This window comes from Undibacterium sp. 14-3-2, assembly GCF_016595265.1.
In the GTDB taxonomy this organism is placed as follows: domain Bacteria; phylum Pseudomonadota; class Gammaproteobacteria; order Burkholderiales; family Burkholderiaceae_D; genus Undibacterium; species Undibacterium aquatile.
On the sequence record NZ_JAENGS010000010.1, the window covers coordinates 1 to 12,110 of the forward strand.

General features: G+C 50.1%; 10 protein-coding genes. 4 read left to right on the forward strand and 6 right to left on the reverse strand.

Annotated features, from left to right (window positions below; all coding sequences use genetic code 11):
* Positions 1-353 precede the first annotated feature (353 nt).
* The 4 genes from Undi14_RS17870 to Undi14_RS17885 are packed head-to-tail and all read left to right on the forward strand — an operon-like array spanning position 354 to position 5,501.
* Positions 354-950, forward strand: coding sequence for a hypothetical protein (locus Undi14_RS17870; RefSeq protein WP_200182053.1), 597 nt, complete (start codon positions 354-356; stop codon positions 948-950).
* Positions 916-2,934: a hypothetical protein gene (locus Undi14_RS17875; protein WP_200182055.1), complete on the forward strand. Its 2,019-nt coding sequence runs from the start codon at positions 916-918 to the stop codon at positions 2,932-2,934. The genes Undi14_RS17870 and Undi14_RS17875 overlap by 35 nt, the downstream gene beginning before the upstream one ends.
* A 9-nt stretch (positions 2,935-2,943) precedes the next feature.
* The gene (locus Undi14_RS17880; protein WP_200182058.1) at positions 2,944-3,960 is read left to right on the forward strand and encodes an ATP-binding protein; all 1,017 of its coding nucleotides are present in this window, start codon (positions 2,944-2,946) and stop codon (positions 3,958-3,960) included.
* The gene (locus tag Undi14_RS17885) at positions 3,957-5,501 is read left to right on the forward strand and encodes a hypothetical protein (protein ID WP_200182062.1); all 1,545 of its coding nucleotides are present in this window, start codon (positions 3,957-3,959) and stop codon (positions 5,499-5,501) included. Before Undi14_RS17880 ends, Undi14_RS17885 begins: the two co-directional genes overlap by 4 nt.
* Positions 5,502-5,517: 16 nt before the next feature.
* Here the strand turns inward: Undi14_RS17885 and Undi14_RS17890 are convergent, their stop codons facing one another.
* The 6 genes from Undi14_RS17890 to Undi14_RS17915 form a co-directional block, all read right to left on the reverse strand.
* Positions 5,518-6,708 (reverse strand): FtsX-like permease family protein, encoded by a 1,191-nt coding sequence (locus tag Undi14_RS17890; RefSeq protein ID WP_200182064.1) that lies wholly within the window; start codon positions 6,706-6,708, stop codon positions 5,518-5,520.
* Positions 6,690-8,171, reverse strand: coding sequence for an efflux transporter outer membrane subunit (locus tag Undi14_RS17895; RefSeq protein WP_200182066.1), 1,482 nt, complete (start codon positions 8,169-8,171; stop codon positions 6,690-6,692). Before Undi14_RS17895 ends, Undi14_RS17890 begins: the two co-directional genes overlap by 19 nt.
* A complete protein-coding gene (locus tag Undi14_RS17900; protein ID WP_200182068.1) occupies positions 8,168-9,103 on the reverse strand; it encodes an efflux RND transporter periplasmic adaptor subunit in 936 nt (311 codons plus the stop codon). The genes Undi14_RS17895 and Undi14_RS17900 overlap by 4 nt, the downstream gene beginning before the upstream one ends.
* Positions 9,100-9,816 carry an ABC transporter ATP-binding protein gene (locus tag Undi14_RS17905; protein WP_200182070.1) on the reverse strand — a complete coding sequence of 239 codons (717 nt, stop codon included), beginning with the start codon at positions 9,814-9,816 and terminating at the stop codon, positions 9,100-9,102. Before Undi14_RS17905 ends, Undi14_RS17900 begins: the two co-directional genes overlap by 4 nt.
* Positions 9,817-10,030: 214 nt before the next feature.
* Positions 10,031-11,425: a heavy metal sensor histidine kinase gene (locus tag Undi14_RS17910; RefSeq protein ID WP_200182072.1), complete on the reverse strand. Its 1,395-nt coding sequence runs from the start codon at positions 11,423-11,425 to the stop codon at positions 10,031-10,033.
* Positions 11,426-11,431: 6 nt separating this feature from the next.
* Positions 11,432-12,106, reverse strand: a complete 675-nt coding sequence (locus Undi14_RS17915; RefSeq protein WP_200182074.1) for a heavy metal response regulator transcription factor — start codon at positions 12,104-12,106, stop codon at positions 11,432-11,434.
* Positions 12,107-12,110: the final 4 nt, after the last annotated feature.

The window sequence follows — 12,110 nt, forward strand, 5'->3', positions numbered from 1 at the left end:
AGCGCTCGGAACTAATTTAGATACATATCACAATATGAAACATTAATAAAATCAATTGATTACGCCGACCTATTAATCCAAAAATTTAGATCAAATATCTAAATTAGTTCTTCAAATTTAAGCGGTATAAAATCAAAAGCAAGAATAGGAACTAATTTAGATACAAGTATGCGGGGTTTGGATAACTCGGTAAATCTGAAAGCATCCTTTCCTGACAATCACACCGGCATACATATTTGGAGGAAGAAATGACCTCTGAATCATCCACGCCAAGTTCGCGGCAACGACAAACGATTCTTAACGCTTACCGAAGCAGAGGTAGGAGGAACAATGACCTCTTCCTCGTGTACAGCGTGAAGACGGATCAAGACTGGATACTTCCGAGTTGCCGCCAGTTCGTTCATTGGATCCATTTCCTAGAAACCAATCCTGACGTTGCAACGTTTGATCTCATGCCGGATTTAAAACTATCGATGGACGATAAAGAAAGTCGTGCGACCGAATTAGACGCGGTTGTCATTAACTACGATAAGACTATCGAGTGGCACGAAGTAAAGAGCCATGAAAGTGAAAAGGAAGTTCATCGATCTCAGTTGCTTGCTCAGGCTGCCGCCAGTTCAAAAGAAGGCATTAAATATCGAATTTTCACTGATCGCGAGATTCAACCGCATGTACAAACTAGCGTGCGATGGTTGAAAGTGATTTCATTCGCAGCTGTTCTCAGAGGAAAATTATTTGAGCTTGAAACGTATCATTTATCAATGGATCTGCAGCAACTTGGCGGCGGTAATTTGAGAGATGCGATTAAGCATTCGGTAGAAAACAATCAGGATATTGCGATCAGTCTTGGCATATTTGCGCGTCTAGCAATTCACGGTGTCATTCGTATTGATCTGTTTAACCAAGGATTGAGTTATGGAAGCCATTGGGAGTGGAGCGGTCGCCAATGAGCGATGGTCTCGCTTAAAGACATTTGAAGCGGTTTCACGGTTGGATATTTGGCCTACCGTATGTGAAGCTGCATTGAGACCATCTGAAGTAGAAAAATTTAGAGCCAAGAAGGAAGCAATTAGACTCTATTTTAAAGGTGTTTCAGTAAGGGAAATTGAGAATAAGACGAACGTTTGCAGAACTTTTCTACCGCGACTCGCAAAAAAATGTCTGCAGTTGGCAAGCGACGGAAAAATTCTCGGCTATCGTGCGCTTATTCCGTTTGCGAGAACTTCTCCAAATGAAAGAAGGTCAGCATTTCAAAAGAAACGTAGCCACCAGCAAGGCGGCTATTCCGGCGCACTAAATGCTACTTTTAAGCGATTCCCGGACTTAAAAGATGAAATGATTAGTTTGATCCGTAATGAAGCCAAAGAACAACGGGTTTCCGAATTTCGAATTACTACGAAAACATTGCACAAAATTTTCATCGACCATTTGCGTTCATTAGGGGTTAGTCGAGACGAGTGGCCATTCAATACCAGATATCTTGGAAAACGTACGATACAAGAATATATGCGAAATTGTCTGCATGAGAATTTTGTCAGATCTGTCAATAATCGAGGTGAGAGTCCTGCAAAAGCACATATCAGAACAGGTACTGCAGAGACACCATTTTTAGTCTTTGAAGAACCATTTGATGCGCTAGAAGTCGATGCCTACAAGATTGATGCATTATTGACGGTTGCCTTTGAGACGCCTGAGGGCACCGAGACCGACTTATTGCTTGAGCGGCTTTGGATCATTGCTGCAGTTGATCGCGAATCTACTTGCGTGCATGCCTATAAAGTAGTCTATCGCAGTGAAGTCACTTCCGATGATGTGATGAGTGTTATCAGAGATGCTGTCTCGAAAAAATGGCAACCCAAAGAACTGACGTTTCAAGCAAATTATCCAAAATCAGGCGGTTTTCCAAGCGGAGTGATTCCGGAGACGTTAGGCGCCTGTTGGAGCATAATTTTGTTTGATGGAGCCCTTGCACATCTGTCAGCAATGATTCATCAAGAGGTCAGGTCAAAGCTTGGTGTTGTAATTTCCTGGGGCGCACCAGGGCATTTCGAACGTCGGCCAAACGTTGAACGAACCTTTGGCGAAATTTCAAAGGACGTCTTCAAGAGATATCCATCAACGACAGGTTCAAACCCGCAGTCGGGGAGAGCCGATCATGCCGATGAGAAGGCGATCCGTTACAAACTGCGAGCCAAGTTGGCCGAGGAGTTGATTGATCTTCATTTCGCTAAGCACAACGCCACGCCTTGCGAAGGAATATCGTTTCTATCTCCACTGGAATTCGTTCGATATTTCCTGGATGAACGTCCTCAGCAATTCATGCTTAGAAAACTTCCTGATGCAATGTTAAATGGGACAAGTATGTTTACCAGAGTACTGCAAGTAACTGTTAGAGGCGGAATTAAATCAGGCCGTCGGCCTTACATCCAATTTGAACGCGCACATTACTCGAGTTCAGTACTCCACAATTTGGCAATTTTGATTGGTAAAAAGATCCTGATTGAAATATTTGATGAAGAAGACATTAGGCAGGTCAAAGCATTTCGGTTAGATGGAGCAGAACTTGGATTTCTGAAAGCTCAGGGACGTTGGGAGAGAACTCGCCATAGCTTACGTACTAGAAAGGCAATTAACAGTTTAATGGCTAAGCGGGAATTGGTCGTTTCTGAAATGGATGACCCGATCTTGAAATATCTTGAGTTGTTGTCGACACCAAAACCTGACAGAAAAAAAGGAAAACCCCAACTGACCCGACAACAAGCCACTGACGCAACACGAGTTGCACAAGAAATTGGTATCCCGACAACAATCAACTCCCCGCGCAATAAAGGGGGAAAAAGACCTTTCGGTAACGACTCCAGAAATCTTGTAAGCATGCTTTCAATGACTTCGGAAGTGTCTGACACCAAGAAAAAGGTTCGGAATAAATCTTAGGTGAATGTCGTGAAAAATGAATCGACGAGTGCGCAAGCAGCCAACAATCCACGGCGCCATAAATGGACAGCTGAGCTACGGGAGAAATATCTGGCAGATCATCCCGTAAAAAATGCCGCATTCGTAATGCATACCCCGATGTTTGAGCGCGCATATTCAATAGTGAAAGACCGCGTTGATACTGCTCGCACAGGTACCTATTTTTTTGGTTTTCCGCGCTTGGGGAAGACATCGTGTGCAGAGGAAATTAAAGAGTTGCTCAAAGACGATTTTCCTACAGTTTACACATCCATCGTTCCTATTTGGAGTGTATCTCATGTTTCCGACTCGCATCTATTCAAGCTGATTTTAGAGGCAGAAAAGCATGTTTTAGTAAGGCGCCCAGATCCTCATTTATTGTTTATGAATTTAATCACAGATATCAAAATGAAGGTTGCGACGCGCAAAGGGAAACAATTCGTATTTATGCCGGACGAATTTCATCTTCTGAATCATCACGACTTCCAACAGCTTTTAGCACTTCATAATGCATTGGAGAAAGATGGCATCAAGATGACGACAATAGCATTCGCGCAACCAGAAATTTTGAGCGTCGTTACGTCATTGCAAGCAGCCCATCAAGCACAAATCATTGCTCGTTTTCTCAGCGAGCCCGTGAAATTCGAGGGCTGTGCAAATCTCGAAGAACTCATAATTTTGCTCAAACTTTACGATGAAGATTCGGAGTTTCCAAATCATACTGGCATCAGTTATACCCATTTCTTCTTCCCATTAGCTTATGCGCAAGGCTTTCGCATGACGGATTGCGCGGATTTGCTTTGGAAAATATTGGCTAAAAATTTTCCCGCGCACACTGAATATGGGATTCCGATGGAACATTTGTGCCTGACTGTCCAACATTTACTTGTTGCGAATCGTAAATCTGACGTATCGAATTTCTGTTTTGACGAGGAAGATATCGATCGCGCAGTTCTTGCTTCAAATCTGTTAAATTTTACTTCGCAAGTTTTACCTTCATTATCGTGAAACCTAAAGCGCAAGATCATTGGAGATTGACATGGAATCCGGTGGCGCCGGCAAAATATGAGTCGGCATGGTCAATATGCATCAAAGTTATGTATCATAACTATCTACACCCAATTGAGCTTGCCGACCTAATCAAAAAGGATGGCTTCGCGAAGCGAAGAATAAATATATTTTATGCGACCGATAGTCAATGGATTGACTTCGAGAAGTTTGGCTCGCTTTTAGGTGTCGCCCCTGCCAGACTTAAAACCGGATTTCTTGATCAACTTGGTATTCAAGGTCTGGAGGGTTCATCCTCGAATAGCGTTCGTCATTGCCCAGAATGTGCAAAACTTGGATACCACTGCACATTATTCGATTTAAACTTCGTTGGAGAATGTCCTTGGCACAAAGTAAAGTTGAAATCTGAATGCCACAATTGCCGTTCTTTATTTCTAGAAAACCGTGAATTTAAGGATATATTTATCCCCGATAAACTCTGTTTGAGCTGCGGTACGCCCATTGGGCCGTTTCTCGGATTACCCGAGCTAAATAGATTGACGGGGTCAATGGAATCCGTGCATACGCACTATTGCGTCGAATTAATTGATTGGTTCAACACATTTTTTAGTGCTTCAGATTTTTTTCATAGGCAATTGAAGTCACTTTTGTTTGACCAGTCATTTACTCCTGATTCTTCAAAAGCTCGTTTAGCGGAACGTGATCGTGAAATTTTTATTCACTACGCGAAAGAGGTCACGCCAGTTCAACTTAACTGGGATATATCGGGGGTTCTGTATTATTCTAAGTATAGTGAATGGGTGTTTCCTGATATAAACGCCAATTCGCAAAAACTCATCAACGATAACGAAATCCTTGGCATCTATCGTGCGATCCGGCGGCATGTTTACAAGTCATTTGTTCAGGAGCACAGGAAATATCTCAAACTCATTTTCTCGATGGACGAAGATGAATTAAAATGTTTGCGATACGACAAAGTTTGTATGCCAGCGTTGGCTTATTTGCTATGGAGGTTGATAGCAGAGGGAAAATGCAATGTTGAGGAACTTCATGTAACTCATACAAAGCCACAACATATTCAGTTGCACTTGCCCGATCCTTTGAGTAGGATTTTGCCAATCAACGAGCAATTGAGATGGATGTACCTGAGTTTTTTTGGGATATGGAGACTACTTGAAGAATACCTGCTCACGCACAAGCGAGTAGCGATCTTACTGACAGACAAACAACGTTCTTTCTTTGAAACGGGAATACTTTGGGATCGCATTTCAACAGACCCAATTGATCAATCAATAGAACCTTCCATTAAGCAGACTAGATTCAGGGTGATTTACCCTTATCCACCGCATGCAAAAAAATTTCAACACATGAATCCGAATGGATTAATTCAGGTAAAGGATGAATTAATTGATATCGAGTCAATAAATAATAGATTGATCTGGGCATGGACTAGTAGAAGTGTTTCAGAGGAGGGGCTAGTATTTAAATTTACTTATAATGAATTTAGATCGAAATCACATTTTATCTACCTGAACCTCTAAATGCGGATTGCGACCTCTATCTCCCCGCAAATACCATTGCCGGCTCCAGTTTAAGCACAGGACGTGCGCTGAAGATGGCAGCAATAATGCCGGTCAATATGACCATGCCACCGCCGGAGAGTGGGGCGAACCACATCATGCGGAAAGGGTAGTCGCTTTTGTGCAGAAACAAATCAGCTACGGCGCACAGGCCGGTACCAATTCCCGCACCTGACAGTCCGCATACCGCAGCCTGTAAGAACACCATTTTCAGCAGTTGCGAGGGAAGTGTACCCAGGGCGCTCAGTACTGCATATTGCTTCAGGCTTTCGCTAGTGAACATGTAGAGCATGACGCCGGTAACGCCGAATCCCACGGCAATGGCCAGGATCAGCATGGACATCACGTCGCCGACATCTTCGGAATTGAGCAGATACCAATGCACCGTATCCGCTTTGAAGTCGGATGCCGTTCGTGCTTTCAAGCCGGTTTGCTGTTCGATGTGGGCAGCGAGCGTCTGCGGGTTGATGTCCGGTGCAGCGCTGACCAGGATGAAGCTGATTTGCCTTCGCTCGGCAGGCAAAATACGGCGTGCGTTGGCGAGCGTCATATACATCAGCGGTTTGGCCGGATAACGAGGGTGCGTATTCGATACGCCGGCAATGTGTATGCGGTGATCATTGAGTTCCAGTTGATCGCCGTTTGCCAGCCGACGCATGGCGACCCCGGCGCGGGAGCGGCCATCGCGCGGCCAGGTATCGTCGGTGCGCAGCGGCGTCAGCAGTTTGTTTTCCGTTCCGCCGTCATCAACCATGACCTGGCCCGGTTGACGCAGTACCGGGTAGTTCAGCCCTTCAGTGCAGGGAAGGCCGGCGAGACTGCTATCGTCTGCGCCGATAATCTGAAATGACTGAAAGGAGCCGTTCGGGAAGCGGACTTCGGCCGAACCGATTAGCAGCGGCACGGCGCCGGAAACGCCGGGTACTGAACGGACACGTAATATTGCCGATTCAGATAAATTGGTCGTTTGCTCTACGGAGCTGACAGCCTGATCCATGACCCAGATATCGCCGGGCGTTTCACTGATGAGCGCAAACCCGCGCGTCATGAAGCCGCAGAAATAAGAAACGGCAAAGCTCACCAGAAAGGCGGTAAAGGTAACGCCGAGTATCAGCGTGGTGAATTTTGTCCGGTCACCGCCCAGCATTTTCAATGCGATGTGGTACATGATGAATTGTCCGATGGGTGTTTCTGACGGCAGGCGTCGGCATAGCTGTCGTGCGATTCTGCGGTCGTATGGTAAAAGTGGCCGGCAAATGCTTTGTTGATCGTTATCCAGCTTGCCGCCAGTGCGGCGGCACTGCGTATTTGTTCTTGCCGGGCGGCTGTCCATGCATGTCTCGCAGTCAGAACCGCCCGGTAATCGCTGAGGCCTGCGGTATAGTGCGCCTCAGCCAGACCGAGGCGGCTTTGAGCGAGCGCGATGTTCGTTAAGTGCAGAGCTTGCAGGTTTTGTTCCTGCGTATAGACGGTCAGGCTGTTCTCCACATCTTCCACTGCATGCAGGATAGTCTGACGATAAGCGATCAGCGCCTGCTGCTGTTCTGCGTCGCGGACCTGTATGGTTGCTGCAATTTGCCCGCCGCGCAGTATGGGCCATGATAGGGATGGGCCGATACGCCAGACGCGGCTTGCGCCTTCTGCCAAGGTGCCGAAAACTGAACTGGCCAGACCGATTTGTCCTATCAATGAGAAGCGCGGATACCAGTCGGCCTGCGCCGCACCCAGTCTGGCGGATGCGGCCGCCAGATGCCTTTCTGCAGCCAGAATATCGGGACGGGACCGCAGAAGTTCCGATGGCAGTGCAGAAGGCAGGGTGTGGGGTGTTGCCGGCAGGCGGTTAAGGATTTTGATCTGTAGCTTGCCAGGGTAGCGGCCCAGCAAGACGCTCAAGCGGTTCAGCGCGGCATTGCGCATCTCGCTGAGTGGTGCCGACGCCATTTGCGCGGATATCAGCCCGGCTTCGGCGGCCATCAGATCGGTGTCGCTGGCAAACCCGGAGACGCTTCTGCTACGCATCAGTGTCAGCATATCCTGTGCCGTTTCTGTGTCTTCCTGCGCCAATGCCGTCAGTGCCTCCGCTTTTCTCAGTTCGATGTAATTACGGGCGACTTCTGCCAGCATCGTTACACGCATGGCATTGAGCCCGGCCTGTGTCGCATCCAGTTCAGCCGATGCGGCCTCTGAAGACTGGCGGCGGGCTCCAAAGAAATCCGCCTCCCAGCTTGCATCAAATCCGGCCTGAAACAGGCTGTTGGTTTCACCGGGCTGACTGAACGTACTGCTATCAACGTTGGCACTTTCGTGTTCGCGTTTGGATAGCGCGTTTCCCTGGACGACCGGATTGCGTATCGCGCTGATTCCCTGATATTCGGCACGGGATTTGCGCAGCAAAATGCGGGCGCGTTCTATGTCCGGATTAAGGCGCTCTGCTTCAGTCATCAACAGGCTCAGTTCCGGATCGGCGAAGGCTTGCCACCACGGTGAATTTTCCGGTAAGGCAGCAGTATGTTCAGGCATGGCTTGCCACCTTTCGGGCAGCGGAATGGCGGGTGGCTGATAGCCGGGAGGCGTGGCGCATGCCGACAGTATCAGGCAGATCGCCGCGCAGGCGGGGAGCATGGATTTCATGGTTGTACTGCCCCGGCAGCGGCGGGTCTGCGGCTGGAAGCGGTATGCGGTTTCGCCCCGGTATCAATGAATACATCCAGCATTTGCCCGATGTAGAGCGGCATATCTTTCGTATCGAAACTGTAGATGACCTGCAGCACGCGGGTATCAACCCGTTCCGCGCTTGCGCTGGTCAGTGTTGATTTCGGACGCAAATACGGTTCTATCCGTTCAAAATGTAAGGCGACCGAATGCTCTGCGTCGTTACGTGAATAGGCGAAAGCCGCTGCATCCGGCCGGACGTAGCGGGCATCGTTTTCATCAATATCTACCCGTACCTGGCGACGACCGGCGTCACCCATCAGTATCAGGGGCGCGCTGTTGTCGGCATATTCGCCGTTGTGCAGCCGAATCTGCAATATCTGGCCCGATACCGGCGCACGAACGATATGGCGCTGCATTTCCATTTTGATTTCTTCGACAGCAGCTTGCGCGGTGGCGACGAGCACCTCATCCGTTTTGACGGCGAAGCGCCGGTTGTCCACTTCTTCAGCACTGATGGCGCGTTTGTCCGATATCCGTTCTGCGCGTTCGCTGGCATTGCGCGACATTGCTAGCCTGGCCTGCACTTCCTGCACGCGAGCATTTGCAAGCGGTAGCCGGGCTTGCAAATCGCTGTCGTCCAGATAAACCAGCGGTGTGCCGGCGCTGACGGTACTGCCCCAGCGTACGGGAATGCTTTTGATAATGGCGGCAACTGGCGTACCGACCGCGATATTGCCGCCATAGGCTTCCGTTATTCCGGTGCCTGCGATCTGGCCGGTAAATGGTGAGCGTATTTCTGTGCCGGGTGCTTTATCCGGCATGGCGACCTGATCGTCGCGAACAACGGAAAACACAGTGAGCGCGAGACCGAATATGGAGAGCACGGCCAATAAATAATGACGATTCACGACAGGGAATTTTCGGAGGAATGCGTTTCGATGGAGATCACGCGGCCGTCGTCCATGCGAGCGATACGGTCGGCAAAACAAAAAATACGCGGATCGTGCGTCACGACGAGTAGCGCCCGTCCGGCAGTTCTTGCAACCTTGCGCAAGGTTTCCATGACAGTTTGCCCGGCATCGTGATCGAGGCTGGAGGTCGGTTCGTCGCAGATAATCAGCCGAGGTTCATGCACCAGCGCACGCGCAATGGCAACGCGTTGTTGCTGACCACCACTCATGCGTCCGGGTGAATGGTCGGCGCGACTGGCTAGTCCAAGTGACTCCAGCACAATTCTGGCCTGCGATTCTGCGGTTTTAAGCGGCACGCCCTGCAGCAAAAGCGGTACAGAGACATTTTCGACGGCCGTCAGCGCCGGCAATAAATTGAAGCTCTGAAAAACAAAACCGATGTGCTGCCCACGGAAACGCGCACGCTGCTGCGCAGACATGGTTCGTATGTCCTTGTCGAGCACCTTACAGTCACCGCTGTCGGCACCCAGCATGCCGCCGATGATGGATATCAGGCTGGTTTTGCCGCAACCGGAAGGCCCGGCCAGTATCAGTAATTCGCCGCCATGAATATCCAAGTCGGCACCGCGCAGGGCAGGGGTCTGCGCCTCACCCTGATTGTAGGTTTTGCGAATCGCTCTGCAGGAAACCAGCGGAGAAACGGAAGACATAGGGTGGACTTGGCACTCATTCGGAATCGGAGCGACAAGAATACCTGTCGCAACTGATGCCACGATGACGCTTATCTGACCGTTTCGTCAGATTGGCGGCTGTTTGAAATGAGCTGGGGGCAGCAGCGGTCAGTGGTACTCAGTGGAAGTGAGCGATGACAGGTGACCGGATAAGCGTTGTGTATCGCCGCGACAGACAGTCCGACGGGAATTTTCAGACGGCAGCATGGTGTCCGCTCGTATCGCATGCAGGGAAATGCAGAAGCACTTCGGTACCCTGATCGGGGATGCTGGCAATCGCAATCGTTCCACCGTGGAGGCGCATGATGGACTGTACGATGGCAAGACCCAGGCCGCTGCCTTGGCCGCGGCGCTGCCTGGAGCGATCCGCAGTGTAAAAGCGCTCGGTAATATGGGGCAGATCTTCCGGTGCGATACCACAACCGGAATCGCTGACCTGAACTTCCACGCTGCCCGATTGCTGGACGACGGCGCTCAGCGTCACCGAGCCGCCTTTACCGGTATTCCTCAGCGCATTGTCAACCAGATTAGCCAGGGCGCGCCGCAAGAGCCCCTGATCCGCCCATAGCCGGCCGCTTGCCTGCACATTCAGCGTCATATCCTGTTCGTCAGCCATGGCCTGAAAAAAATGGCAGACAGATTGCAATTCGGCGTGCAGATCCAGATGCTTGCAATCGAGCGCAGTATCGGCTTGCTCAGCTCGCGCGAGGAACAGCAGAGCATCTACCATGCGCGACAGCCTGGCGTATTCATCCAGCCCGGATTCCAGGCATTGTCGGTATTCAGCCGGGGAACGCTCGCGTGATAAGCTCATTTCCGCTTCGCTGCGTAAAATCTGCAAAGGCGTGCGCAGTTCATGCGCAATGTCCGCAGAAAAACGCGACATGCGGGAAAACGCATCGTCAAGGCGTATCAGCAACCGGTTGAAATTATCTGCGAGTACGCGCAACTCTTCCGGCCAGTCGGTCTCATCCACGCGCTGATCCAATTGCCGGACGCCCAGCCCTTCCACCAGAGCGGCAAGGCGATACAAGGGAGCCAGCCCGTAGCGTGCAATGGCGTAGCCGGCGGCTATGGCGATAAGCAATACGGTAATCACGCCAGTAAGCAGCATATCGCGATAGAACGCCAACAAGCTCTGTTCCTTGGCGAGGCGCATGGCGGCGTGTATAGTCAGTTTATCACTGTGCTGCTTCATCAGGCGATAGCGTATTTGCCGGTGATCGTACCAGTCTGCTTTTTCTGCCGCCCACGGCATGGCATCGAATGTTTCTGACGGAATACCCTGTGCTTCTTCATTATGGGTATCGGCAATGATTGCATTGCGTTCGTCGAGGACTCTGACGCGAATATCGGGAAAGGTTTCTCCCTCGTGCTGCAATTCTTCTTGCAGGGCGGCGTAATTCCCCGGATGCAAAACGATAACGGCGCGAGCTTCCGAAACTTTGCTCAATAAAAATGTATCGTCTTCTCGCAGCAGGCGATCAGCTAGCATCCAGTACATCGTATAACCCACCGATGCAATCAGCGCTGTACTCAGCAATGCATACCAGACTGTAAGCCGGAGGGAAACAGAATGTAATTTCATCGTCGTTCAGCTTCGTACTTCCAACACGTAGCCGACACCGCGCAAGGTGTGTATTAGCTTGCATTCGAAGGGGTCGTCAATTTTTTTACGCAGGCGACGAATGGCTGCGTCGATCACATTGCTATCACCGTCGAAGTTCATGTCCCATACCTGCTCTGCAAGATGGGTGCGGGTCAGCACTTCGCCGGAATGGCGCATCAGATAATCCAGCACCCGATATTCTTGCGGCGCCAGATCGAGTATCTGTCCGGCGCGGGAAACGCGGTGCCTGATTCTGTCCATTTCAAGGTCCGCCACGCGCATCAGCTCCGATTGCTGAACTGGTGCGCGTCGTAAAACATTGCGGATGCGGGCAAGCAATTCGGAGAAGGCAAACGGTTTGACAAGGTAATCATCCGCTCCCGCATTGAGTCCTTTAACGCGATCGGATACCGCATCCAGCGCCGTGAGCAGTATGACGGGTAGAGCGTTTCGTTGCGCTTTAAGCGTATGCAGCACGGACCAGCCGTCACATTTGGGCAACATCACATCCAGTATCACCAGTGCGTAATTTTCGGTCAATGCCAGATGCAGTCCATCAATGCCGTTTTCTGCCAAATCCGCTGAAAACCCTTCTTCCCGCAAGGCGCGTGCCAGGGCCGCAGCAGTTTTGGGTTCATCTTCGACTATGAGGATTTTCATACAG